A 26388-nucleotide genomic window follows, 5' to 3' on the forward strand; every position below is an offset into this window, starting at 1 on the left:
TCATGACTCCCCCGTCTGCACGGGGGAGTTTCTTGTTATTTCACTCTACTTTGCCGCCGCATTCAGCACGCTATCGAATTTATCGATCGGGCAGAAGCCATTCGCATCTATCGGGCAGCCTTTCAGTTCCAGCGTCACGCGCTGCGCAGGTGATTTCAACGTCAACACCTGTGCATCACGCAGCTGCTGCGAGCTTTGATAAACATACTCGATTTTCATCAGATCCCGGTTAGCATTACTGTCATGCCAGCGCTGGAAGACAATCTTCCCGCCAATCGGCGTGCGTTCGTTCTGGTCATGCAGCTGATACGGTTTGAAATCCAGCGCGGTGAGTAATGACGCAATGTTGGAGTCGTGACCGACCAACACGGTAATTTTCGGCGCTTTTGTACGCTCGGTCACCAGTGCATTATCGATATATTTCACCAGCGGCCTGGCCACATTTTGCGCCACGGCCGGCGAGGTAAACAGGCTGTCCTGATAGCCATTCTTCAGCTTTGACAGCACCTTCCACTGTTGATCGGATTTGATCTCACCCCAGGCCACCTCATTTAGCGGGAACCCTTCGTAATATTGCAACGTGAACGCATCCACCAGCGAGTTACCAACCTTTAGCGGTCCTGAAACCCCTGGCTCCTGTTGGTACTTCGCAGTAAACGTGTCTTTGGCGTCGGTCAGTGAGCACTGCTGTTTTTCTTTACAGGACGGTGAGTCTTTGTAGTTTGTCATTTGCTCTAGCAACTGGTAGCTGTCGCTAAGCTGCATTTTGCTGCGCTCTTTTTCCATCGCCTGCACGGCCTGCTGACTAAATGCGGCAGAGTCGTCAGTGATTACCGGGTTGAAGGTGGGATCCATGGTGCCCATTTTTTCCTGATGGTGCACGGGAACATCGCAGCCCGGGAACGCGCCGGTCACAAAGAACTGCGCCGTTGCGACCGTACGCTGCAGGCTATTGGCGTAGGTATACACCGTGTCCGGGGCCGGACATTCACCGGATTTCACCATCCCCTGCTCTGCCAGCCATTCACGCATGTAATGGCCCATATAGATTTCCAGCACCCCGCCTTTGGTGGTGAGTTGACCGCCCGGCACATCCCATTGTGGCCACGGCTTCGGCGTCGATTGCTCCAGAACGCTGCCATTATTGGCTAAAGGTGCACGTAAGTTATGTCGGCTCATCATCAATACTTGCTGGAGTTGATAGCCCTCCGGCGCGGTCTGCGCCTGTGCGGCGGATGACAGTAATACGACCCCTGCCACGGCTGCGGCGATTAGTGATTTATTCATCCCTACGACCTCTTGTTGTTATCAATCACCACAGAGTGTGACAGAAACAAGACATTTTTCCGGGAACGCTTTCGCAAAAATGCAGGTGTAGTTAAGGGTTTATCTCAGCTGTAAAAAAATGCCGGGTTTCCCCGGCACGATATTCAGAACGTTTTTGCCCACCACAGCCGCAATTTCATGCCCCAGTAACTGGTCCAGCCGCTGGTTGTGGAGACCACGCGGCCTTGCGACATCACTACCAGCGTCGGCGTAACGCTAACCTCCCAACTGCGGGAGAGCGCGCCATCGGCGTCGTTGATGACCGGAAAATCCACGCCTTTGCGCGACAGCCAGCGAGACACTTCCGCTTCACTGCCGGAGCGTAACGCAATGGTCATCACGTTCTCACCTTCCCGCTGCAACCGGGCAACGTCCGGTGTGGTGAAGCGGCAAACGCCACACCAGCTGGCCCAGAAATAGAGCAGCACAGGTTCTTGTTGACTGAGCGCCGCCAAGGTAACGGTTTCACCCTCCAGCGTCTGCAACGGCGTGCTGTCAAAAGCGGTGGGGAGCGTGGGCGCTCGCCACGCATCCATCAGCAACATCGCGCCCGCAATCAGCACCAGTAAGATGAGCCCTTCGCGCAGCCAGCGGCGCAGTTTACTGAGCATTGGCCGCCGCCAGCTTTTCTTTGACCACGGCTTCCAGCGTTTCCCACGGTACGGCGCCAGGGATCAGTTCATCACCGATGATCGTGGCAGGCGTACCGCGCACACCTACCAGCCGCGCCAGTTGCAGGTTGGTGCTCAGCGTTTCCATACTTTTATCATCCAATGTTACCGGGGTTGCCGCCGATTTTTCCTGTGCCTGTTTAATACTGGCAGCAGTATGGTAGCCTCTTTTCTGCATCAGTTTTTCATGTAGCGCCTGGAACTGCTGCGGGTGCTCACGCCAGGTCATCAGTGCGGTGCGCGCCGACAGCACCGAGCTTTCACCTTTAAACGGCAGCGGTTTAATCACTACGGCTACGTCCGGGTACTTTTGCACAATTTTTTCCAGCATCGGATCCAGCTGCTTGCAGTACGGGCAGTTGTAATCGGTAAAGTTAATCAGCGTCAGTTTTGCCTGCTTCGCGCCAATGCGCGGACTGTCAGGATCGTTAAACAGCGCTTCCTGAATTAACGCTTCAATTTGCTGTTCCTGCTCCGGGGTAAACGGCGCGGGCTCTTGCGCCACACTGACGGCAGAAAACAGGGACAACAGCAGAACAATCAACAGTTTCATGGCGTGACTCCTTTAGCATCTACCAGCATGTTTAACACCGCATCGCGGGTTAACAGCGTCGGCAACGCCTGGCCTTCCGGCATGCCGGGGCCATAAATTTGGTTAAACGGCACAGCAACCTGGCCGCGTTTTTTTAGAAATTCGGTCATTGCTTCAGAGGGCAGCGTCCAGTCACCGCGCAGTGCCACCACATCGGGCTGCTGCAGGGCGGCCTGCACGTGCTCTTTATTCAAGACGTTGAATTTGTTGACCTTACAGGTAATACACCAGTCGGCGGTCACATCGATGAAAACACGTTTATGCTGAGCCAGCGCATCCGTGATGGCCTGTTCGCTAAGCGGCTGCCAATTGACGCTCTCCTTGGCGGCACTTTGGCTGGTAAACCCCAGATGCGGGAGCAGCAACGTTGCCAGCCAGATGGCTGAACCGAGCATCATCACCCCGAGCAAACGCCGCAGGATAGTCATCCAGCGTCCCGGACGCGGTAAACGCAGTGCCAGACCCGGGCGCAGCGCCACCAGCAGCCACGGTAAACTCATTCCCAGCCCTAGAGCCAGAAACAGCCCCCACAGCGTGGGTAGTGAAGCCGTTAGCGCCACCGCCACCGCCGTACCCAGGAACGGCGCACTGCACGGCGTAGCAAGCAGCGTCGCAAACGCGCCCTGCCAGAAATGACCGGCCAGGCCATTGCCACCGTGGGTCGCCAGCGTAGTGGTCATCTTTGAAGGTAAACGGAATTCAAACAGCCCGAACAGGCTGGCACTGAACGTCAGCATCACCAGCACCATCACGCCGATAAACCACGGACTCTGGAACTGGATCCCCCAGCCGAGTGCCTGATTGGTCATCCGCAGCACCGTCATCAGCGCGGCCAACGCCATAAAGGAGACCACTATCCCGGCCACCGAAGCCAGAAACTGGCGGCGAACCTGGCGACGGTTTTTCTCCTCGACGAGTAAAATTGAACCCAGCTTCATCCCAAGAACCGGCAGCACGCAGGGCATCAGGTTGAGGATAAGCCCGCCCAGTAGCGCCATCAACACCACCTGCCACAGCGGGAGCGCCGCGCTTTCTGCTGCCGGCGCGTCACCAATGACAAGACGACTTTCCTGAGCAACACCGTTATCAGCCAGCACCAGCGTGAGCGATTTACCGCGCAGATCCGGCGCACCCTCACCCCAGCTGTCATGCACCGGGATCGTGGCGCGCAGCGTTTCACCCTCCACGCGCATTGTCGGCATGCCAAAGTCCGCCTCATCGACAGTATCCAGGTACAACCCCGGTGTAGACCAGCCGCCCTTACGCTGCGCCTCGACGACCAGTTCTCCGGCGCGCGCCCCGGCGTGCAGAGAATCCGTCAGACCACTGGCAAGTGGGATCTGCCCCATGGCCTGTGCATAGTCATGGGCAAAGGTGGCGTCCAGGACAGAAGGCGTCACAGAAAAGGGATAATCTGTCAGCAGACAAACGTTGCTACAGGTCGACAGCGTCAAAACGCCGTTCAGCGTAGCCGGTGACGTACCGCGCACCACCATCGGGAACGTCACCCGATCGTGATAGCCCTGGGTAGTAATGTTGGCGACTTCAAAACGCGCAGGCGTGGGCCAGAACCAGTCCACGGTTGGCATGGCGCCCTTCCAGGCAATAGACGGCGCGACGCCGCCCTCGCCCGGTGAGCGCCAGTAGGTTTTCCAGCCATCCTCCAGTTTGACGTCCAGCAGCAGCCTGGTTTCCCCCTCGGCGGACGTATCGGCACGCAGCCGCACACTGGCATGGTCATTCTCGGCTGAGCGCAGCCAGCCGATATCAGCCGCCCAGGATACGGGCAGCCATAGCAATAACAGACAGAGCAGCGCCTGCCTGAAAACAGTCATCATATTTTTTCTCCGTGAATAATTATCTAACAGTCAGCAACGGCTGCTCTGTCATTCACGGAAGACGCAAAACCTGAGATGAACCCGCAGAGTGGGCGGCGAGATAGCTCGCGGTGGGAAAAACGGCAGACGAAAAACCCGCACCGGCGCCAGTAGCGACAGAAGCAGGCAAAGCACCAGAATGGCACCTTCAAACAGCACCGGAGGCGAAGCCAGCAATGACTTCGCACTCAGTTCGCAAGGGGTCACGGGTGAGGCGTCATCAGCCTCTATTTGCGCGCTGGCAACAACGGTTGCGGCAGTGGTGTTCATCTGCAACGCGTGCAGACCCGCCATGCGCTGCGCAGTGCATACCATCACTACGACACATGCCAGGCACAGGAACCACCATCCCATCCGTTGACGTTTTGCCATTTTACCCTCACTGATTGACGCGGTTATCTTAGCTACTGGCGAGGTTTTGGCAACCTTTACGCTGTAAAGTTATGTCGGTGCAGGACATTCATTCGCCCTGCGTGTATGTCATGGAAACAAATAATCGCCACCGTAAAATATAACGAGGGAAATATTTCGCTATTTCCGATAACTCCAAAAAATCCACCCAGACATTTAAATACGTTATTAAAAAGCATCCATGCGTAAATCAAAGTAAGGAGCAGCGCATTATAAAATAAATGCTTTATTATAATGATGGCGTAATGGACATCGCGTTCATTATAAACATCTTTGTTTATAATATGTTATTTAGAGTATATGAAAATGAAAAAATATCTACTCCCGCTGATCGGGTTGCTGTTTACCGTGAGTGCTCAGGCCGCAACATTTACCGATGGAAAAGAATTTATCACGCTGGAAAAAGCCGTACCGTCAGCGCCTGCTGCACTGAAGTTTTTCTCCTTCTACTGCCCCTCTTGCTATCAATACGATGAGGTCCTGGAAGTTACTGATAATGTGAAAAAAGCCTTACCTGAGGATGTTAAACTCACCGAGTACCACGTCGACTTTTTAGGTCCTCTGGGAGCCGATATGACGCACGCCTGGTCTGTCGCCATGCTGTTAAATGTAGAAGATAAGGTTAAACCTTTACTTTTTGATGCCGTACAGAAGAAACAGTCGATTAAAACCGCTGATGATATTCGCAACGTGTTTATCCAGGCAGGCGTGAGCGCCAGCGATTATGATGCCGCATGGAATAGCTTTGCAGTGAAATCACTGACTGCCAAACAGCAAGAATTGGCCAAAGCCGTCGATTTGAAAGGCGTACCGGCTATCTTCATTAACGGCAAATATATGATTAACCCGAAAGGATTAAATTCCGATAACGTGAATGCCTTTGTGCAGAACTACGCAGAGACGGTCCGTTTTCTTATTACCAAATCCTGATCATTAATATTGCACGACGCACCACCAACAGAAACCCTCTGCTACAGTTGGTGGTGCACAATGTCCGATTCATGCCGTCAGGCGCCACTGTTTTCCGTCCCTTTCATAGTTGGCATTCGCACTTTTCAGGATTACCCTAAACTTACGGTGATGCCTTTCCCGAGGGTATCCTTCTTCATGGGTTGATTCATACGAGATAACACTATGGAATTAAAGGATTATTACGCCATCATGGGCGTGAAACCGACGGACGATCTCAAAACCATCAAGACCGCCTATCGTCGACTCGCCCGCAAATACCATCCTGACGTCAGCAAAGAAACCGACGCCGAAGCACGTTTTAAAGAGGTTGCTGAAGCCTGGGAAGTCCTAAGCGATGAACAACGTCGTGCCGAATACGATCAGTTGTGGCAGCACCGCAACGATCCGCAGTTCAGCCGTCAGTTCCAGCAAGGTGAAGGTCAGAGCTACAACGCCGAAGATTTTGACGATATTTTCTCCTCCATTTTTGGTCAACACGCTCGCCAGTCGCAACAGCGCCACGCCCGTCGTGGGCACGATATCGAAATCGATGTGGCCGTGTTCCTCGAAGAAACCCTTGCTGAGCATAGCCGCACCATCAGTTACTCCCTGCCGGTCTACAATGCGTTTGGCCTGGTAGAGCGAGAGATCCCCAAAACGCTGAATGTGAAAATTCCAGCAGGTGTAGGCAACGGCCAGCGCATCAGGCTGAAAGGCCAGGGCACGCCCGGTGAGAACGGTGGCCCGAACGGTGATTTGTGGCTGGTGATTCATATCGCGCCGCATCCGCTATTTGATATCATCAATCAGGACCTGGAAATTGTCGTGCCCCTTGCCCCATGGGAAGCCGCACTGGGCACAAAAGTGACCGTGCCAACACTCACAGAGAGTATCCTGCTGACGATCCCACCTGGCAGCCAGGCCGGACAACGATTACGCATCAAGGGCAAAGGGCTGGTGAGTAAAAAACAGACCGGCGACCTGTACGCGGTGATCAAAATTGTGATGCCACCCAAACCTGACGACAACAGCGCCGCCTTGTGGCAACAGCTGGCGGACGCGCAGAAGACCTTTGATCCACGCAAAGAGTGGGGGAAAGCATAATGGCTAACGTTACCGTCACCTTTACCATTACCGAGTTTTGCCTGCATACCGGCGTTTCCACCGAGGAGCTGACTGAGATTGTCGGCCTGGGGATGATTGAACCCCGCGAAGATGAAAGCGCCCACTGGCAGTTTGACGATCGCGCGTTAGGCGTCGTACGGCGGGCTTTGCGTTTACGTCAGGAACTGGCGCTTGACTGGCCGGGGATAGCCGTTGCGCTCACGTTACTGGAAGAGAATGCGCAGTTGCGTCAGGAAAATCACCTGCTGCGCCAGCGTTTGTCGCGCTTTGTCACGCATTTATAACGTATTGAGATTAACGCCCGATTGATAACGTGAAATACCACGGGTAAGCGACGAATTCAGCGCTTACCCGTGTAGTCAGGATTTATCCGTCTTGCCGAACAGCAACGCCGTGTAGTGGGTGTTCACTTTGCCACTGCGTTTACCGTCTGATCCAAAATATCGATCATCCCGGCACAGACGCTCAGTGGTGTCGCAGAACAGGCCGCCCTGGAAGGTAAAGGCCGTCGTGTCAAATTGTCCGGCCGCTGCCAGTTTATCACCCTGCTTCTTTCCGACATACTTCGTGGTCAGCGCCACCGACAAGCCGTGCTCATCCGCACAGATATATTTGTCGCACAGTACGCCCGCGACAGGGCTGTGTGGTCCGGTGGTCGCGGCGTACGCGGGCAGTGACAGGATACCAACTGCCAGCAGGCTACCAATTTTTATCATCATACTCTCCCTATATTCTTCGCCTGACGTGATTAATATTGTACACCAGAAACCATCTATAACCATGAGCTACAATTATATTACTTTTAGATAATCAGCTGCGCGCTTGATGACAATAATGTGCAAAGGTTTACTATAAACCTGTCTTTTTTAGCAGGGAATTAAAATGAACAAAACAAAAGGCGTAATGATTCTGCCCCTGACATTCGCCCTGTCGGCGTGTGCTTTAAATACGATAGTGCAAGTATAACTCGCCATCACATATTGGGTGAACCTGAATTTAAATAACGTACTCTGTTACCTGTAATTCACTTGCTAAATCATTAGCCAAAATAGGCTTTATCCTTCTTATGCCTGATCGCCTCATGCTATTTATCGATGACACCCCTCCCCTGCATACAATGCAAAATACTGTGTACGTCAAAATTATTCAGGGATTACTATGAACAGAAAACGCTTACTGCTGATACCATTGTTTTTTAGTGTCGCAATTATCACCGCGTGTGACAATCAATCCTCAGAAAAAAACATCACCAGAGAACCCGAAGTTGGGATTATTACTCTGAAACCCTCTTCCGTTGATATTAAAAGTGAACTTCCGGGCAGGGCCGTATCGTTCGAAATTGCTGAGATCAGACCGCAGGTCAGCGGTATAATTATTAAGCGAAATTTTATTGAGGGTGATAAAGTCAGCAAAGGTGAATCGCTCTACCAAATTGATCCGGCGCCTCTGCAGGCAAAACTCGATGCGGCCAAAGGCGCTCTGGCAAAAGCGCTGTCCACTACCAATAATCTACGTTTAACATTCCAGCGCCAGTCAGCTTTATTAAAATCCAATTACGTCAGTCGTCAGGATTATGACACCACGCGTTCACAGCTTAATGAAGCTGACGCTAATGTTGCCGTCGCCAGAGCGGACGTCGAGCAGGCCGCCATTAACCTTCATTACGCCAATGTCACCTCGCCTATCGATGGCATTAGCGGCACGTCTTCCGTTACCGTTGGCGCACTGGTCACCGCGAATCAGGAAAGCGCGCTGGTCACCATTCAGCAATTAGACCCAATTTACGTCGATTTAACCCAGTCGGTGCAGGACTTCTTACGCCTGAAAGAAGAAAAATCCAGTAGAAAAATCGCCCAGGAAAAAGGCCAGATCCCGGTTGAATTGATGCTGGAAAATGGCAAACCCTACCGCTATACCGGGGCGCTGCAGTTTTCCGATCCCGCCGTCGATAAAGTCACTGGCTCCGTGACCCTGCGCGCCATCTTCCCGAATCCTGACGGCGAGATTTTACCCGGTATGTACGTTACGGCTTTACTGGATGAAGGTCGCCAGCAGAACGTTCTAATGGTTCCTCAGCAAGGGGTTACCCATAACGAGCAGGGAAAGGCGACTGCCCTGATCCTCGACCAGAAAAACAGGGTGCAACTGCGCGAAATCAACGCAGTAAAAGCTGTCGGTAACCAATGGTTAGTGACCGCAGGATTACGTCCCGGCGACCGGGTTATTGTTTCCGGATTACAACGAATCCGTCCGGGGATGAAAGCCCGGGTTCTCTCTTCGCCATCAAACAGCCCTGACACGGTAACCGAACAGTAATATTTCAGGTATTAAGGACACCTTCTTCATGGCTAACTTTTTTATTGAGCGCCCGGTTTTTGCCTGGGTGCTGGCGATTATTCTGATGTTTACCGGGGGGATCGCTATTATGAACCTGCCGATCGCCCAATATCCGCAAATAGCGCCCCCGACGATTACGATTAACGCCGCCTACCCTGGCGCAGACGCAAAGACCGTAGAAGACTCCGTCACTCAGGTGATTGAACAAAATATGAATGGTCTTGATGGCCTGATGTACATGTCGTCCACCAGCGACGCGGCAGGCAATGCGTCAATTATCCTGACGTTTAAAACCGGCACATCACCCGATATTGCACAGGTTCAGGTGCAGAATAAACTGCAGTTGGCGATGCCCTCCTTGCCGCAGGAGGTTCAGCAACAAGGGGTCAGCGTGGATAAATCCAGTAGCAATATCTTAATGGTTGCCGGCTTTATCTCGGATAACAACAGCCTGAGCCAATATGATATTGCTGACTATGTTGCCTCAAACATTAAAGATCCTCTCAGTCGTACTGCCGGGGTGGGGAGCGTGCAATTATTCGGTTCACAATACGCCATGCGCATTTGGTTGGATCCGCAAAAACTCAACAAATATAGCCTCACACCGCAGGACGTTATTGCGCAAATTAAGATACAGAATAATCAGATATCGGGGGGACAACTGGGGGGGATGCCTCAGTCGGCAGACCAGCAGTTGAATGCGTCGATCGTTGTTCAGACTCGCCTGCAAAGTACCGATGAATTTGGCAAGATCTTTCTGAAAGTCCAGCAAGACGGTTCTCAGGTTCTGTTGCGTGACGTTGCGCGAATTGAGCTGGGGGCGGAAAATTATTCGACGGTCGCACGGTATAACGGCAAACCTGCCGCCGGGATCGCGATTAAGCTTGCCGCCGGCGCAAATGCCCTGGAAACATCCCAGGCGGTCAAAAAAGAGCTGGACAAATTATCGGCCTGGTTCCCGGCCAGCATGAAGACCGTTTACCCCTATGACACCACCCCGTTTATCAAGATTTCAATTCAGGGTGTTTTCCAAACATTGATCGAGGCAATTATCCTGGTCTTCCTCGTCATGTATCTATTTCTGCAAAATTTCCGCGCGACGCTTATCCCCACAATCGCAGTTCCCGTGGTTATTCTCGGCACATTTTCCATCTTGTCTGTCGCCGGTTTTACGATTAATACACTGACGATGTTTGGCATGGTGCTGGCAATAGGACTTTTAGTCGATGATGCCATCGTAGTGGTCGAGAACGTTGAGCGTATTATTTGCGAAGAAAAATTGCCGCCAAAAGAGGCAGCGCATAAAGCGATGAGCCAGTTGCAAAGAGCGCTGGTCGGTATTGCCGTGGTGTTATCTGCCGTATTTATGCCGATGGCCTTTATGAGCGGCGCGACAGGTGAAATCTTCCGTCAGTTTTCCATCACCTTGATCTCCTCTATGACGCTATCGGTATTCGTGGCGATGAGCCTGACACCCGCACTTTGCGCCACGCTGTTGAAACCCGCGCCTGAGGAGGAGAACACAAGAACACATTTTCTGTTCACCCATTTCAATCATTTCATGGAGAAGTGCACCCGGCACTACACGGACAGCACGCGTAAACTCTTGCGTTGCACAGGCCGTTATATGGTCATCTATTTGGTGATCGGGGCCGGCATGATTGGCTTGTTTTTACGCACCCCAACCTCCTTTTTACCTGAAGAAGATCAGGGGGTATTCATGACCACGGCACAATTGCCTTCAGGTTCAACGATGGTCAATACCCGCAAAGTCCTCGACGAAATAACAGATTACTACCTGACGAAAGAACGGAAAAATGTCGCGTCTGTTTTTACCGTTGGTGGATTTGGCTTCAGCGGCCAGGGGCAAAACAACGGGCTGGCCTTTATCAGCCTGAAGCCATGGTCAGAACGTGTTGGTGAAGAAAATGCAGTTACCGCCATTATTCAACGGGCAATGGTGGCTTTAAGCGCCATTAATAATGCCGTGATTTATCCGTTCAATTTACCTGCGGTAGCAGAACTGGGAACCGCTTCAGGGTTTGATATGGAGCTTCTGGATAACGGTAATCTCGGACACGAAAAAATGATGCAGGCACGCAATCAGTTGCTGGAGCTGGCCAGTCAGTCATCCGGAGAGGTCGCCGGGGTGCGTCCTAACGGGCTGGAAGACACACCGATGTTCCATGTTAATGTTGACGCAAAAAAAGCTGAGGCCATGGGCGTTTCACTCGCGGATATTAATCAGACCCTCTCCACGGCGTTTGGTAGCCGCTATGTCAATGATTTCCTTAACCAGGGCCGCGTTAAAAAAGTGTATGTCCAGGCTGATACGCCGTTCCGTATGCTACCTGGCAATATAAACCACTGGTACGTGCGCAACGCCTCCGGCTCTATGACCCCGCTTTCCGCCTTCTCAACCACCGAATGGACCTATGGTTCACCCCGTCTTGAACGTTACAACGGGCAACCTGCGATGGAAATTCTGGGACAGCCGGTTGCCGGGAAAAGCAGCGGTGATGCAATGAACTTTATGGCATCCATGATTAATAAACTCCCTGCCGGCGTCGGCTACGCGTGGACGGGTCTGTCTTATCAAGAGGCGTTATCCACCAACCAGGCCCCCATGCTATATGCCATTTCGCTCGTGGTAGTCTTTCTTGCGCTGGCAGCACTGTATGAAAGCTGGTCCATTCCTTTTTCCGTGATGCTCGTAGTGCCCATTGGCATCGCCGGTGCGTTGCTGGCTACCGACCTGCGTGGTTTGAGCAATGATGTTTACTTCCAGGTCGGCCTGCTCACCACGATGGGCCTGTCGGCTAAAAACGCCATTCTGATCGTTGAGTTTGCCGTCGAGATTATGCAAAAAGAAGGCAAAACACCGCTTGAGGCTGCCGTCGAGGCGGCGCAAATGCGTCTGCGCCCTATTCTGATGACCTCACTGGCCTTCATTTTAGGTGTAATTCCACTGGCTATAAGCAACGGCGCGGGTTCTGGTGCACAAAATGCCGTCGGTACCGGCGTAATCGGGGGCATGCTGGCGGCGACCGTACTGGCGATTTATTTTGTCCCGGTCTTCTTTGTGCTCGTTGAAAACACGTTAGCGCGATTTAAAACATCACGCTGATATAAATAAATATAATATACCTGTATATGATAAAAACTCTGGGGTTACATAATGTAACCCCAGAGTTTTTAAATAATCGATTAACAATGATTTAATGCATATTCTGAACATTCACCGCAACTTCAGAATATTTTCAGGCCTGAATGAAGTGCAACAGATCGTTATTAATCACCTCGGCATGGGTAGTATGCATCCCATGCGGATAACCTGGATAAATCTTCAGAACGCTGTTAACGAGCAATTTATCCTGCAACAGCGCTGCATTTTTATAAGGGACGACCTGATCATCATCTCCTTGCATCACCAAAACGGGTAGCGTAATGGCTTTTAAATCATCGGTCTGATCGGTTTCAGAGAACGCCTTAATTCCTTCGTAGTGCGCTTTTGCACTCCCCATCATGCCCTGTCGCCACCAGTTTTGAAGAGTTCCATTGGATACCTCCGCCCCTTCCCGATTGAATCCATAAAAAGGCCCGGTTGCCACGTCAAGATAAAACTGCGCGCGATTAGCGGCAAGCGCCTGGCGGAATCCGTCGAAAACGCTGAGCGGTGTCCCTCCCGGATTATTATCTGTCTTAACCATCAGCGGTGGCACGGCGCTGATCAGTACGGCTTTCGCCACGCGACCTTGCGGTTGTCCGTATTGAGCGACATATCTTGCCACCTGCCCCCCTCCCGTGGAGTGACCAATATGCACGGCATTATGCAGATCAAGATGCTCCACCACAGCCGACACGTCTGCCGCATAGTGGTCCATATCATGACCGTCGCTCACCTGATCTGAACGTCCATGCCCGCGACGATCGATGGCGATAACACGATAACCGTGATGAAGGAAGAATAACATCTGGTTATCCCAGTCATCTGCGCTCAGCGGCCAGCCATGATGGAATACGATAGGTTGCGCATCTTTCGCACCCCAGTCTTTATAAAAAATGTTTACACCATCTTTTGTTTTTACAAATGACATAGTTGTATTTCCCTCGAGAGGATATTCCGCCTGAAGATCGTTGATACCACATTGATCGCGCAACGTCTTACCAGCATGTTACACATCAACGTGAATGAACCTGCGTAAGGCTTAGTGAGTATAGTTGCAAAAAAGAAACCTATTAATTTTGGTTTTACTGGATATATAACGTATGCCATCAACAAATCGTTAAAAACAAAGCGTTATTAGCCAACATCCACTTACCTGAAAATTAAACTTCACATTATTAATGAATACCACTCATAGCGCCTATCCTCCTGCTGACCATTATCTGCAAGCACAAACCCGTTAACATGGTCCTGTCTTTCAATATCCAGATGGTTCAGCATGCTTAACCTACAAGCACAAACGCAGTCAGCGACGGCTAAAAAAACCGGTCTTACCTTTGTCCTTATCCTTAGCGCCTTAATGGCCGTGACCTCCTTATCAACCGATATCTATCTGCCGGCAATGCCCATAATGGCAAAAGATTTACACGGCGATGCTGAGTTAACCATCACCGGTTTTCTCATGGGTTTTTGCATTGCACAACTGATTTGGGGACCGATTAGCGATCGTTATGGGCGGCGTCTGCCGCTATTCATTGGTTTGAGTTTATTCGTTATAGGTTCAGTCGGCTGCGCGTTATCAACGGATATTGTACATATTGTCTTCTGGCGTGTTTTTCAGGCGCTAGGTGCCTGTACCGGCCCGATGCTGGCGCGCGCAATGATCCGCGACCTGTTTAGCCGTACTCGCGCAGCACAAATGCTGTCGACCCTGATGATCATCATGGCTATCGCGCCGATTGCCGGTCCTCTGATTGGCGGGCAAATGATTAAGGTCACCTCGTGGCACACCATTTTCTGGTTACTGGCGATAATCGGTACATTCATGCTGCTGTCGCTATTCTGGCTACCGGAAACCCTGACGGAAGACAAACGTTCCCAGGCTTCCATCTCCAGCGCCTTTCATCATTATTCCGCATTACTGACCAACACCAGATATATGCGCTTTACGCTATGCCTGACGTTTTACTACATCGCGGCCTACGCCTTTATCACCGGTTCCCCGTTTGTGTACATCACGTACTTCGGCGTTGATCCGCAGCATTATGGCTGGTTATTTGCCATCAACATTGTGGGACTGATGGCCGTGAGCACGGTCAACAGACGCCTGGTTTATCGCTACCCACTGGAAGCGTTACTTAAGATTGCTGTCTTCATCGCTACCGTTGCCGCCATCGTGCTGGCTGTTACAACGGGTCTGGGCGCGGGAGGGATCACCGTGATTGTCGGAGCCGTATTCGTGTTCTTATCAATGAATGGCATCATCGCCGCGACGTCTACGGCATGTGCACTGGACGCCGCGCCGAATGTCGCCGGTTCCGCATCGGCGCTAATGGGCGCGTTGCAATACGGTAGCGGCATCATCTCCTCGCTGTTGCTGGCACTCTTTAGCGATGGCACACCTTGGACAATGAGCTGGGTCATTGCGGTATTTACGACAGCCAGTGCCGTCATGGCACTGAGCATTCAGGTAAAAAATCCGCAGTAGCACGAGATACTGCTATTCCCCCAGAGAATGGCAAAACACTTAGATTTACAGTGCTTTAAGAATTGTGGCTTCTATTTTCGCTGGGGTGGTGAACGGTGCAAAACGCTTGAGCGGTTTACCGTCACGTCCAATCAGGAACTTAGTGAAGTTCCACTTGATCCGCCCACCCAGCACGCCTGGCAATTCGTCTTTCAGGTAGCGAAATACCGGATGCGTTGCGCCGCCGTTGACCTCCACTTTCTCGAACATCGGGAAACTCACACCGTAGTTGATGTGGCAGGTCTGAGCGATTTCGTCGGCACCGCCGGGTTCCTGCTTACCAAATTGGTTGCAGGGAAACCCCAGCACCACCAGCCCCTGCGCAGCGTACTTCTTGTAAAGCACCTCAAGACCTGCGTATTGTGGCGTAAAGCCACAATGGCTGGCAGTGTTAACGACCAGAACCAGCTTGCCAGCGTAGTCAGCCATAGAGATGAGCTGACCCTGCAGGCTGGTGGCAGTAAGTTGATGAAAAGTGGTCATGTCGGGATCCTCAGAGCAGACGTCGACATTGCCATGCAGCGGGTTGCTGCTGGGGTAATCGTCGCGGGTCGTGGCGAGGAGATCCGGCTCCCCATTGATTAACACCCTATTATACGAGCAATATCCGTTTCCTCATCATTCATTAGTTACGCCACTGCCATTTTGTTAATCTTCGTTACTGGAAATCAGAATGGATGTCAGGAAATGAGCGAGCAGATAAAGATAGATATTCCGCCACAGGAAGGTCGTGGCTTTTGGGTTGCTAAAGGTCAAACATTCAGTGTTATTGACCCTGAAGGACAGCAGGTTGCGGACTTGTGGGCAATGTCTATCAGCGCTGGTGAAATTAACTGGCTAAGCACATCTCAGACGCGAGATATAACAGAGCGATTATTCCCCGCACCGGGAGAGTCTTTTTACAGTGAAAAAGCCAAACCCTTACTCACATTAGTGCAAGATAACTCACCATGCCCGCATGATATGCTGTTCCCGGCCTGCAACCCTGGACTTTACGAACGAGCAGGCCTGTATGATCACCCGAACTGTCGTGACAACATGCTGAGAGCACTGCAGGCGGCAGACATATCACTCCCCATCGTTCCCGATCCGGTCAATTTTTTCCAACGCTCAGAACCGCAGGCTAACGGTAAGCTTGAGGTATTGGCTTCGAACAATCCCCCCGGAGGAAATGTGCTATTACTCGCGGAAACAGATCTCTATGTGGTGGTTACTGCCTGTTCTGTTGATTTCCACCCGACCAATGGGGGCCACTGTACTGGTATCCAGATTATCGTTGGTTGAAATTCTGATAGATTAGGACTGGGCTATCACCGACTTCCAGGACGTACACAGCAGGTGCAATAAGCCTTTCGGGGCACTTTTATTTGAGGTTAACGATGGAATTTATTCCTTATTTTTTATTTGCCGGAGCGCTGTTTCTTAATGCCGGCGTTCCAGGGCCCAGTATTGCTGCCCTTGTGTCACGGGTCATTACGAATGGCTGGCGAAATGTCATACCTTTCATCGCTGCAATGTGGATAGGTGAAGTGATCTGGCTCTCCATGGCTATGGCCGGGCTAACTACCCTCGCGCAAACATTCCAGTTCGGTTTTCATATTCTGAAATGGGTAAGCATCGCCTACCTTTGCTGGCTTGCGTTTAAAATGTGGCGCAAGCCTGTGAATGAGAAAACAGACGAACTTCCGCAACGGACATCTTCATGGTCAATGTTTAGCGCGGGTATGGCATTAACGTTGGGTAACCCCAAAATAATGGTGTTCTACCTGGCTCTTCTTCCGTCGTTTATCGATTTGTCAAAAGCCGGTGTAAGTGAATGGGCAATCCTTGCCAGCATTACGCTGGTGACATTGGCCGCGATCGATCTGACCTGGACGTTCCTTGCACACAGAGCACGCGTTTTATTACGGACTCCTAAAGCGGTGAGATTTGCCAATCGTATAGGCGCTGTTGCTATGGGCGGTGCCGCTGCGGCTATCGCTGCACGCAACTAATACCCTAAAAAGTCTGCTGGCCATTTGTCGGCAGATTTATTAAATCTGAGCGTCTGTTTCTGGCTCTGACCGGCCCTTGAGGCTGGCATTATCTGTAAAAAACCTTGTACCATTTTTAATGAAGGAGTTCGCATGCTAAAAGTCATCGCCGAAGATTTTATCAAACCTGAATGCGTCGACAACGTTCTCCCTTTATACCGCGAACTCATCGCGGCAACGAAGAAAGAGCCTCTGTGTATTGCTTATGATTTGTACCGGGATGAAAAGGATCAGGGGCATTTTATTTTCATTGAAGAGTGGCCTGACCGGGCAGCACTCGATGCACACTGTGCCAGCGAGCATTTTACTCGGCTTGTTCCTTTGATTGATCAATACGCACGTAAAGCGGCGCAATATATCCTGATGGATGGTCGGGTGGAGCCGGAGAGATAAAGTCCGTTTCCAGCTCGAAGCCGACCGGCGTTGTTCCATAAGATTAATGAATCCATCTAATAAAGCTTAGTGAATTACTCCATCTAATCAAATAAATCAGTTTGCGTTATGCTGTTACGGGACAACAGTTGAAGGATAACGTCATGCAAACAGTCACACTGAATAACGGTATTAACATGCCCCTGTTGGGCTTTGGTGTATTCCAGATGACGGATGCCGCCGAGTGCGAGCGGGCGGTGATTGACGCCATCGAAACGGGTTATCGCCTGATTGATACCGCAGCCTCTTACCTGAATGAAACTCAGGTAGGCAACGCGCTAAAACAAAGCGGCGTCGCCCGCGATGAGCTTTTTGTGACCACCAAATTGTGGTTACACGATACAAACTACGAAGGTGCGAAGGCCCAGTTCGAGCGGTCACTGAACCGACTACAGCTCGACTATGTTGACCTGTATTTGATTCACCAGCCTTACGGCGATGTCCACGGCGCATGGCGTGCCATGGAAGAGCTGCAACAGGCAGGTAAAATTCGTGCTATTGGCGTGAGCAACTTCCATCCCGACAGACTGGCCGATCTTATTGCCTTTAATAAGGTCACCCCGGCGGTGAATCAGATTGAAGTGAACCCGTTCAATCAGCAGCTGCATGCCGTGCCGTGGATGCAAAGTCGTGGCATTCAACCTGAAGCGTGGGCCCCGTTTGCCGAAGGGAAAAACGGTCTGTTCCAGCATCCTGAGTTAACAGCGATAGGCCAGAAATACGGCAAAAGCGTCGGTCAGGTTGTCCTGCGGTGGATCTTCCAGCGTGGCATCGTGTCACTGGCAAAATCGGTGCGTAAAGAACGTATGGAAGAGAATATCAACATCCTCGATTTTGAACTGAGCGCGGAAGACATGCTGCACATCACCGCGATCGACACCGCAACCAGCGCATTCTTTTCCCATCGCGACCCGGCCAGAGTGGAATGGCTTGCTGGCCGTAAGCTCGACGTCTAATCCACGACACAAACAGAGGTTTACTGTCGCAAACACGTTATCTCGGTCAACCCTGGCTCGACGTGTTGGCGACAGGACTCGGTTTCATGGGGTTAAGCCACGGCTTACATGACTAACACGCTGAATCTGTTTGCCTGACACGTTAAATGCCGCAACCAGAACCGAATAAAACGAAAAAACCCAAGTCGCATAACGACTTGGGTTTCGTATTTGGCGGAAGCATAGACCTTTTATCTCACATCTAATTCAATCCAACGCAATTAAATTATCTCTTTAGTATCAATATGTTATTTACAAACCCTATTCAAAACTGTTCAATCAAATCCACTGATAGCCACAACAAATGGCATACCGAATGGCATACTGGATTTAGAGGAAAGCCCATGGCTGTAATCACCGACACCAAAGCAAAAAACATCAAACCGGGCGATAAACCTATCCCTCACGGTAGCATGACAGGACTGGCACTTCATCCGTCTTCAAAACGTGGCCGCGGCAAATGGGTGCTTCGCTTTTTAAGCCCATTATTCATCCAGCAATTGCTGATTATTAAGAAGGCCGGCTCTGTACCGCTCAATTGAACTGGCAAAGCGTTCCTCCTGAGTCCACGTTGTGGCATCGCGTTCAGTCAGCTTTATGATTCCATTCACATAACTTTCTGATCACGGGATGATGAGCGGAAATCTGCTCTTTTTCTTACCACCGGTTATCTGAGTTCCTCCATTCAGCCAACAGGCAATCAGGTGCACATTCACAGGATCCCAACCAGTGTGTTGAGTCCGGTGAATCCTTTTGATCCGATAGTAAAACTGATGCTCCCCGTTTCGGATCTCGTGATTTGCCATCAACATTAGCATAAGGGGTATGCTCCAGTCTGGTAGCCATGTATGTCGCCACATCCCTATACTGTCAGCCACTTCGATCGTACGGGTAAATTCCTTAAGCGTGAGTTGGCCTTGCCCACCACGAAGGTGCAGACAAATCAAATAAGAGCGTAGAAAGGTTGCAGGCTCCATGAATTGCTCACGCCTTGAATGTGCTTCTTCCAGCGATAGCGATTTTTCATTGCGATCCAGTGAGCTAAATCTCTTCGACTCTGACCCTAAAGGGCAAAACTCCTCACTCTGTTCTTTTTTTGCGTGGCTAAAGCGTGGTGTAAAACCTTAATTTTCAACAAGAAATCCATTTTGGTGAACCAATTTGTCACAGACAACACAGCAAAGCTCCGGCCAGTCTCTCTTATCATTACCCGATATCAAATTAGCGTATTCGTCAAGTGTGATGATTCGCCGGATCCCGTTATCAACTAAAATTGCCGTTTCCATAAGCTCCCTGATAATTTATCACATCAGCCTTCGTCACATTTTGTTCCCCGCAATTTCCCTATCTTCATCGGCATTGTCTGTAGCATCCGCTCTTCATTGTCATCCCGAAGCCCAAGCATGATGTTATACCCCGAAAAGAGATCCGAGCCACCCCATTAGCAGACCAGCCAAGCTGCTCCCCGATTTCACGGGCAGACAGCTGACTATAGTGTTGTTCCACAAACGTAATTTCGGCTATCGTCCACTGTGTCCAGTGATTAAGGTGACACTGCGTTTTATTCACCATGTCAGACCTCCCTAGTATTAATCACGCTGTTTTTCCTGCGCCAGCGTAGAGATTTGAGCCCGGAGGTGCTGCTCAGCCTGCTGAATCTGCTGCTGACGCTGCAGCGAGTCTTCAGGGAAAAGCTTCAACTGCCGAAGCTGTTCTTCCACAGGCACGGTCTGCCGGAAGCTTGTCAGCATGCCAAAGACCTGTGATTTAAGCTCACTGACGGTAATGTATTTTCCTCTCTGACCATCAAGCGCATTCAGTTTTTCGGCAAGTGCCTGAAGCTGTGTCATACCGTCATGCCAGCCGTTCATTGTATCGACAGGAAGCACTGAGACATTAATCTGTTGCCGCCACTGTTGTATGAGGGGCTCAGCCTGTTCCGGCCACAATGCCTGAACCTGTTCGATGAGTTTTCTGCCGTATGCAATATCCCAGTCAGGGGGCAATTTATTCAGCCGGGCAAGCTGCTGCTGTGTCTGGGCGATAAGATTCTGCGGTAACGGAGTCTGCTGACGCAACGTACCCAACTGTTCAGTCGTAAGGGGGGCAGGTAACGGGGCCAGTGAAGCAGTAAGCTTGTTCTGTAGAGGGTCTGGCCGGTGAAGAAAATGCCAGCTCCATAATGTTGCTGCACTGACCACCAGCATGGTACACATCCCGGCGACGAAGGATTTCCACTTTGTAACCGGAGCAGGCATTGTCGACAGCACTTCCACATTCGGCTGCGGTTCCTGCTGCGCAACGTAAACCCACTTCACTACACCCTCTGACATATCTTCATCCGGACCACCAGCAAAGTCTCTCGTGGATGCTGTCGCACTATTCATCACGGTGGCAGACAATACAATACCCGGCTGAATGTTCGACCCGGTGCTGGTTATGCCATCGCTGTTTTCCAGCCGAACAGCGCTGTTGTGCATCAGGGTACGCAATGTATCGAGCTGGCTGAGATGTTTTAGCTCCAGGCGCTGCAATACATCTCCTAGACTGGTAAGCAATTGTTCCGTCCGATACAACTGGCTAAGGTCGCTGTAATTAAGCGGCAGCGAGCGCATCCGTTGCTGCAGGCGCTGACTCAGACTGCTGAGGATTTCCATGCGTACATGGACTGGCTGAGGCCACAGTGCCCCCCACTGATGACTTATCAGTGCCTCAAGTATCGTCAGCCCTTCATTGAGCCCGAATAGGCTGAACATCAAGCCGCGTAGCGGAACGCGTTGCTGGGAGACAGAAATCCATGGCAGCAGTTGCTGAGCCCAGCGGGCGATACCGCCGTCTTTCAGGTGCTGGCCCAGGCGCAGCAGGAAGTCGTGGCTGTTGTTCTTTGTGACCTGACTTACCCCCTGCGTCCGCAGTGCCGGCAGCATCAGTTCAAGCTGGCGGGTAATACCGTCAGGCTTAGCACGCAGCGGGAAAGTAGCCCCGACCGTCTGTTCAGTGCGCTCTGCCTGCCACCAGGCGCTGTCGCAGACCTGCCACAAATAAACCGGGGCGGAATAACGCAGCAGCTCGCTGATTTTTTCCAGACCGCGCAGATCACTATCGCTTATCTGCGGCGTAATGCTCTGGCCTTCGCCAATTACGCGCACGATACCGTCCAGAGGACGACCGCGTCGTAGCTTGCGCAGGGCGGTATATTTTTTTTCGTCAGGTTCAGCGGTCAGGCTGCCGCCGTAAATCAAGACCGTGTGGTGGCCTTCTAGCCACTGACGAGCTTGCAGGTTGGGCACCAACTGAGCGATGGCGCTATCATCACCTGTGACTAACAGCAGGCGGACTTTATGTCGCCAGAAGAGGCTATAACGGCGACGCAGATGGCTGCTGATGTCCGTCTTGAGCGGCAGCCGGGGGGTTCCTTTCTTTTTGACCGGTCTGGAAGAAACCTCTCCTATCACTTTATCCCGAATTATTAAATGAAAAGCGATAAATCCCAGCACCAGTACGCAGAGCGACACTCCCCAAACAACAAAACAGGCCGTCATGATTCGACGTATCACGTCCCATTCCGTGGAGAGATCTTCCCCCCAATACCACCACAGCAACCCACCTGCCAGCACAAGCAGCGTGACAGTAGCAACAAACAACACCGCCGTGGCAAGAACAGAAAATTCAGCGGGTTTATTTTCCTTCACCATAAGGTTTAATAATTCCAAGTGCGAGAGTGTGTAGAGGATCTTTGGCTATCCAGCCGCAGGGTTCTTGAGAATTTTTTGCGTAAAGGGCCGCCAGAACGAGCACGATAAGCATTTCCATATCACCGGGGTTCCCCCAGTTGAGGTCCTGAACATGGTGGGTCACATTCCAGCCGCTTTGCGCCAGGGCGGTCAACGTCGGCTGTGAGAACAGCATGCAGGCGTCAGGCGGCTTTTCGAGTTCGCTTTGCTGCTCCGCTCGCTCGCAGGCTGCGGTTAAAACCGCTTTCCCGGCGAGATCGTAAACCTCACCCCGTGTAAGGCTGACCTGCCCTTTCTGCGCGACCAGACATAGCGCAGCGGACTCACCGGCAGGTTGCTCAGAATTAAACGAGGCCGCTATCGAATGACACCCGGCGACCAGAATAGCCTCTGTTTCAGGGAGCGTTTGAGCCGTTGCGGCAAGTGCAGACAGCGTTTCTTCGCCTTGCCATGCCTCCGGTTTTTCAGGAAGTACCACGTCCGGAAATGAAACCTGCATTTGGGTACAGAATGCACGCCAGGCATTCAGAGAACCTTGCCAGTAGCAGCACCATAAGTGTGGGAGGGAGGCATCTGCGCGTTGCGCCTTCCATTGCAGCACCAGCATTTTTGCCAGCAAAGCCTCGCGTTCAACCACCGTATCAACCAGCGTTCGACCGATACGCAGCGCTTTCCCGGTCGGCTCATTTTTTATCTCAGGAACCCGATGCTCCCGCTTTAACAACCGCAGCCAATGTGGCGTATCGGTTCCGGCCGGGCCCAGCAGTACCATTTCATTGAGCGCGAAACGGTGTTGATGCTGCTCCCACCAGGCCTGCTGCTGCTGCTCAACCAGTTGTTCATAATATCGGGCGTTATGGGCAGACATCCGGTAATACAGCAGGCGTATTAACCAGAGCACGCCCATCAGAACCACTGCGCCAGCCATTCCTTTTATAATCAGCCCAGCACTGCTTCCGGCAGGATGAAGCAACGCGCCGCTACCTCCGCACAACAACACCGCCAACGCGCCCGCTGACAGCCAACGCTTACCATCAGGAGGGCGCGCACCCCGGTAGGGTGGATACTCCGGTAACGGCCTCACAGTTCAATGCCACAATCGGGAAAGGAACTCACCAGCGTGCAGCCGCAGGCACAACGGTGACCGTGCAGCGCCACCGGCTGTCCGTCCACTTCCGATAACGAACTGCCTTCGCTGATGACCGTCATGCCATGTTTATTGCACTTCACCGCATCGCCTTTACAGGCAATCCCTTTTCCAAAGCAAAGATAATGCCCACCCAGCACTTTCCCGCCGTACTCCCGCAGGGTATCGCCCTCGCGTATCACTGTTTTCATCCTTCATCCCTCCCTGAATCAGGCCGTTGCGGTCGCCTTAAGATTTTCCGCCCAGTTGAACTCAATCATTGATTTTGCCAGCGCCAGCCGCCGATCGCTGATGACCTGAGTTTGCTGTGCAACCACCGTGCCGGGCTCCATCGTTGGCGCCTGTAGCTGTGCGGCATCAGGCAGCATCGGCAGCGGTTTGCCGGAAAGCAGATCGATGGCCTGCGTTTCGAGGTAAATGGCCCCCACGGTACCGGCAAGCCCCGCGAGTTTGCCCTTCGCGCTTTTCTGTTTGATGATAACGGCCGCGCCTGCAGCAAGGGTCGCGACCCCCACTACCGCCCCGGCAATCATCAACGGCGTCATCGGCTTACTGCTGCTGCTGCCGAAATAGATCATCCGGTAGAGGAAATAGCTGCCCCAGGGTTCGCGGGAGCCGAAGGCGTTGTGCATAAACCACGCGCGGGAATCATGGACCTGATCGTCAAACAGCGCCCGCACCAGCCCGCCAGGCTCAGTCGCGTTACTCGCTTCTCCGGCCGTCGGGAAAAGCACGGCCTTGCGATCGTCTCCGGCAGTTTTTATTTTCAGCCACTCGCCGTACTCATTGTCGTTATTCAGCAGGAAGATGGCGTTACTCATTGAATCAACGGCAGTAAACAGCCAGTTACCGGTATTCGACCGGGAGAGGCTGCTGTAATCTTCCCTGAACTCCTCGGCGGCCTGGCGCAGCTGGGTTTGCCCCAGCGCGGCGTCGAAATCCTTTGGCCCCGGCGGGAGTATCAGGAAGCCCTCTTCAGGTTTATGTTCGGCAATTTTTGCCTTACGAGCATCCTCAACGTCCTTCTGTAAACCCGCTCTTTTTTCCTCAGACTGCTTTCTGACCAGTGGATCACTGTCTTTATCCAGCCCGTTAGCCGCAGAATCGACATAGAAACGCTGGGTCTTGTAGGTTCCCCCGGCATAGCGATTGATACGCCACGCGGTGATCCAGCCCATCTGATCCTCAAGGGCTTTTTCCAGACTGACCGGCGCGCGCGGCGGATCGTATTTTGCGGCTTGTTCGGGGGAGATGGGCTTATCGGGAGCTGTCTGACCGAGGGTTATTTCGCGCCAGGCGTTGAAACGGTTTATTAACTCAGGTGCGACTTCAAATACAAGTTGTAGATCCGTAGACATCATTCGCCAGTTCTCTGACCTCAAGTCTTCTGGTAATGAAGCTGGTGGAACTTTTATGGGGGCTCCTGACTGAAAAGCTGACGAATACATGTCGTGTAAAGCAATTTGCGACAACAGCAAACTATCACCTTCACCATTTGCTTTCCCCTGGTCCCCTGGCGGGTAGCCTCCCCCAAGGTCCGAGTGCATGCCCGGATAGACGACTTCCTGGCTGTTCGCCGGATATTTACCATCCGGGCGGCGGATCGAATCCAGCGGGAAGCACAGACGCTGCTCGTGGGAAGAGACCAGGTGGACACACTTTTTAATCAGCCCGCCGTAGATCTTCTCTGCCGGCAGCTCCTGGGTCCCGTCCGCCCAGCCCATATGCCCTTCCGCCACCGGGGCGATATGCGCCACGCCCACCGAGGCCACCGTATCCAGCAGGCCAAGAAACTCGACGCTGAGCGGAATTTTCAGCCCCCCTACCGCCAGGCACTGCTCGGGCTTGTCTTTTCCCTCCTCAGGCTTTGGTAACAACTCGCTGAGCCAGTTGACAAAGGCCCGCGCCGCCGCCGCGCCACGCGAAAAGCCGTACACGTACAGTTTGATCCCCAACAGCTTCGACTTTCCGGGATCGACAGGTACCAGGGCCTTTTGCAAATCGGATGACATCTCTTTCAGCAGGCTCTGGAAGGTTTCATAGCGGTTAGCGCTACCGGTCAGCCCAAAGGACGCCATGGAGGTCGCCATTTTGTCCACCGCCTTCCAGCTCTCATCGTCCGACAGACTTTTTTTGGTCATCGTCCGCTTCAGGGCATCGATCAGGCGCAGCAGGCCCCAGTTGATGCGCTCCTCCCCGTGTGTCGCCGCAGCCAGCCCCATCATGCTGAAGTCCAGATCCTTCACCTCGGGGAAAGGCGTCCCGACGCCGGGAATATAATATTTGTAGTACTTATCTTCACCGCTACCATCCGCATCCAGCAATTCCTCACCTTTAGCGACTCCCCCGGCTGCTCCCTGTCCAATGGTGGCGCGAAACAGACGGGCAATATTGGTCGGGTGCTTCGGGTCAGCAATATACAAGTCGTGATTAAGGTTATTGCCGGTGCCGTCAAAAAACAGGCTGATATGTAAAGTTTTACAGCAGGGAGGCTCCACGCGCAGCCCGGCGGCCAGACACAGCTCCTGCCGGTAGGCCAGCTCATGGCTGTCCTGCTGCGCGCAGTTTGTGCCAGCCAGCGCAGCCTGGGTGGGTAAACGCCCCTGGCCATAGTTCGCACAGCTGGTCGTCACTTTCACCTCATCACAGGGCATAAAGTGCACTGTGATCCCGCAGATTTCCTGCCCCGTATAGTCCGGCACAGGTACTATCGTGCTGTGCTGCCGATTCTGGGCCTTTATTTTTTTTTCCAGGCCAGATAGTTATCCCAATTTTCATAACCGGGGAAATCCATTGAGTATCCCACACCAGTTTCCCAGTCCACCCTCACCGTCATACCTGGCCGCCACTTCGCTGGCACGCCATAGCAACAGCCCCCCCCACCACCCTGATACGGCCCGATAATGTCAATCCCCGACTGACCATCGACGCTGAAATGGTTGATCGCCCATTTGGTATGGTTTATTGCCTCTATGGTTCCCGCATTCGCCACAGGCTGAATGCAGCCCATTAACAGAAGAGCTCCCAGTACCACCAGGTAATGTCGTATTTTCATTTTGCATTC

General features: G+C 52.3%; 21 protein-coding genes and 3 pseudogenes. 11 read left to right on the forward strand and 13 right to left on the reverse strand.

What is annotated here, in order from left to right; genetic code table 11:
• Positions 1 to 45: 45 nt before the first annotated feature.
• From agp to AC3ITF_RS14275, 5 genes are all read right to left on the reverse strand, one after another.
• On the reverse strand, positions 46 to 1287 hold the full coding sequence (gene agp, locus AC3ITF_RS14255) for a bifunctional glucose-1-phosphatase/inositol phosphatase (protein WP_489175770.1): 1242 nt from the start codon (positions 1285 to 1287) through the stop codon (positions 46 to 48).
• Between the two features lie 143 nt (positions 1288 to 1430).
• Positions 1431 to 1937, reverse strand: a complete 507-nt coding sequence (locus tag AC3ITF_RS14260; protein WP_489175771.1) for a protein disulfide oxidoreductase — start codon at positions 1935 to 1937, stop codon at positions 1431 to 1433.
• Positions 1927 to 2550, reverse strand: coding sequence for a DsbA family protein (locus AC3ITF_RS14265; RefSeq protein WP_489175772.1), 624 nt, complete (start codon positions 2548 to 2550; stop codon positions 1927 to 1929). Before AC3ITF_RS14265 ends, AC3ITF_RS14260 begins: the two co-directional genes overlap by 11 nt.
• Positions 2547 to 4427, reverse strand: coding sequence for a cytochrome c biogenesis protein CcdA (locus tag AC3ITF_RS14270; RefSeq protein WP_489175773.1), 1881 nt, complete (start codon positions 4425 to 4427; stop codon positions 2547 to 2549). Before AC3ITF_RS14270 ends, AC3ITF_RS14265 begins: the two co-directional genes overlap by 4 nt.
• Before the next feature lie 48 nt (positions 4428 to 4475).
• Positions 4476 to 4838, reverse strand: coding sequence for a copper resistance protein (locus tag AC3ITF_RS14275; protein ID WP_146717079.1), 363 nt, complete (start codon positions 4836 to 4838; stop codon positions 4476 to 4478).
• A 345-nt stretch (positions 4839 to 5183) separates the two neighbouring features.
• Between AC3ITF_RS14275 and dsbA the strand changes: the two genes are divergently transcribed.
• The 3 genes from dsbA (at position 5184) to cbpM (ending at position 7237) form a co-directional block, all read left to right on the forward strand.
• Positions 5184 to 5807, forward strand: coding sequence for a thiol:disulfide interchange protein DsbA (gene dsbA / locus AC3ITF_RS14280; RefSeq protein ID WP_115258904.1), 624 nt, complete (start codon positions 5184 to 5186; stop codon positions 5805 to 5807).
• A 204-nt stretch (positions 5808 to 6011) separates the two neighbouring features.
• Positions 6012 to 6932, forward strand: a complete 921-nt coding sequence (gene cbpA, locus AC3ITF_RS14285) for a curved DNA-binding protein (protein WP_181506005.1) — start codon at positions 6012 to 6014, stop codon at positions 6930 to 6932.
• A complete protein-coding gene (gene cbpM / locus AC3ITF_RS14290) occupies positions 6932 to 7237 on the forward strand; it encodes a chaperone modulator CbpM (RefSeq protein WP_181219356.1) in 306 nt (101 codons plus the stop codon). Before cbpA ends, cbpM begins: the two co-directional genes overlap by 1 nt.
• A 75-nt stretch (positions 7238 to 7312) precedes the next feature.
• Here cbpM and AC3ITF_RS14295 read toward each other — a convergent pair whose 3' ends face one another.
• On the reverse strand, positions 7313 to 7672 hold the full coding sequence (locus AC3ITF_RS14295) for a YcgJ family protein (RefSeq protein WP_489175774.1): 360 nt from the start codon (positions 7670 to 7672) through the stop codon (positions 7313 to 7315).
• A gap of 439 nt (positions 7673 to 8111) precedes the next feature.
• Between AC3ITF_RS14295 and AC3ITF_RS14300 the strand changes: the two genes are divergently transcribed.
• Together AC3ITF_RS14300 and AC3ITF_RS14305 are read left to right on the forward strand one after the other, a co-directional pair.
• Positions 8112 to 9269: an efflux RND transporter periplasmic adaptor subunit gene (locus tag AC3ITF_RS14300; RefSeq protein WP_489175775.1), complete on the forward strand. Its 1158-nt coding sequence runs from the start codon at positions 8112 to 8114 to the stop codon at positions 9267 to 9269.
• Positions 9270 to 9297: 28 nt separating this feature from the next.
• Complete coding sequence (locus tag AC3ITF_RS14305; RefSeq protein ID WP_489175776.1) at positions 9298 to 12417, forward strand: efflux RND transporter permease subunit; 3120 nt, start codon at positions 9298 to 9300, stop codon at positions 12415 to 12417.
• A 133-nt stretch (positions 12418 to 12550) separates the two neighbouring features.
• Here the strand turns inward: AC3ITF_RS14305 and AC3ITF_RS14310 are convergent, their stop codons facing one another.
• Complete coding sequence (locus tag AC3ITF_RS14310; protein WP_181539809.1) at positions 12551 to 13387, reverse strand: alpha/beta fold hydrolase; 837 nt, start codon at positions 13385 to 13387, stop codon at positions 12551 to 12553.
• 348 nt (positions 13388 to 13735) lie between these two features.
• Between AC3ITF_RS14310 and AC3ITF_RS14315 the strand changes: the two genes are divergently transcribed.
• A complete protein-coding gene (locus AC3ITF_RS14315) occupies positions 13736 to 14944 on the forward strand; it encodes a multidrug effflux MFS transporter (protein ID WP_489175777.1) in 1209 nt (402 codons plus the stop codon).
• Positions 14945 to 14989: 45 nt separating this feature from the next.
• On the opposite strand, the gene AC3ITF_RS14320 is transcribed toward AC3ITF_RS14315, so the two are convergent.
• Positions 14990 to 15466 (reverse strand): glutathione peroxidase, encoded by a 477-nt coding sequence (locus AC3ITF_RS14320; RefSeq protein WP_117341740.1) that lies wholly within the window; start codon positions 15464 to 15466, stop codon positions 14990 to 14992.
• A gap of 204 nt (positions 15467 to 15670) precedes the next feature.
• Here AC3ITF_RS14320 and AC3ITF_RS14325 point away from each other — a divergent pair, with 204 nt between their 5' ends.
• From AC3ITF_RS14325 to AC3ITF_RS14345, 5 genes and pseudogenes are all read left to right on the forward strand, one after another.
• Positions 15671 to 16267 (forward strand): DUF1989 domain-containing protein, encoded by a 597-nt coding sequence (locus AC3ITF_RS14325; protein WP_489175778.1) that lies wholly within the window; start codon positions 15671 to 15673, stop codon positions 16265 to 16267.
• A 95-nt stretch (positions 16268 to 16362) separates the two neighbouring features.
• Positions 16363 to 16977, forward strand: coding sequence for a LysE family translocator (locus AC3ITF_RS14330; RefSeq protein ID WP_135912281.1), 615 nt, complete (start codon positions 16363 to 16365; stop codon positions 16975 to 16977).
• 132 nt (positions 16978 to 17109) lie between these two features.
• Positions 17110 to 17409 (forward strand): putative quinol monooxygenase, encoded by a 300-nt coding sequence (locus AC3ITF_RS14335; RefSeq protein ID WP_135912282.1) that lies wholly within the window; start codon positions 17110 to 17112, stop codon positions 17407 to 17409.
• Between the two features lie 143 nt (positions 17410 to 17552).
• Positions 17553 to 18404 (forward strand): aldo/keto reductase, encoded by an 852-nt coding sequence (locus AC3ITF_RS14340; RefSeq protein ID WP_096757627.1) that lies wholly within the window; start codon positions 17553 to 17555, stop codon positions 18402 to 18404.
• 383 nt (positions 18405 to 18787) lie between these two features.
• A pseudogene (locus AC3ITF_RS14345) lies at positions 18788 to 18931 on the forward strand (tyrosine-type recombinase/integrase); the annotation flags it as partial.
• A gap of 1101 nt (positions 18932 to 20032) precedes the next feature.
• Here the strand turns inward: AC3ITF_RS14345 and AC3ITF_RS14350 are convergent.
• From AC3ITF_RS14350 to tli1a, 5 genes and pseudogenes are all read right to left on the reverse strand, one after another.
• Positions 20033 to 21208, reverse strand: a pseudogene (locus AC3ITF_RS14350) (VasL domain-containing protein); the annotation flags it as partial.
• 913 nt (positions 21209 to 22121) lie between these two features.
• A complete protein-coding gene (locus AC3ITF_RS14355) occupies positions 22122 to 23261 on the reverse strand; it encodes a hypothetical protein (RefSeq protein WP_489175779.1) in 1140 nt (379 codons plus the stop codon).
• Positions 23258 to 23515, reverse strand: a complete 258-nt coding sequence (locus AC3ITF_RS14360) for a PAAR domain-containing protein (protein WP_489175780.1) — start codon at positions 23513 to 23515, stop codon at positions 23258 to 23260. The genes AC3ITF_RS14355 and AC3ITF_RS14360 overlap by 4 nt, the downstream gene beginning before the upstream one ends.
• A gap of 18 nt (positions 23516 to 23533) precedes the next feature.
• Complete coding sequence (locus tag AC3ITF_RS14365; RefSeq protein WP_489176448.1) at positions 23534 to 25957, reverse strand: T6SS phospholipase effector Tle1-like catalytic domain-containing protein; 2424 nt, start codon at positions 25955 to 25957, stop codon at positions 23534 to 23536.
• Positions 25934 to 26379, reverse strand: a pseudogene (gene tli1a, locus AC3ITF_RS14370) (Tli1a family immunity protein); the annotation flags it as partial. The gene AC3ITF_RS14365 and the pseudogene tli1a, both read right to left, overlap by 24 nt.
• Positions 26380 to 26388: the final 9 nt, after the last annotated feature.

The organism is Citrobacter sp. KH_055_1 (assembly GCF_057838705.1).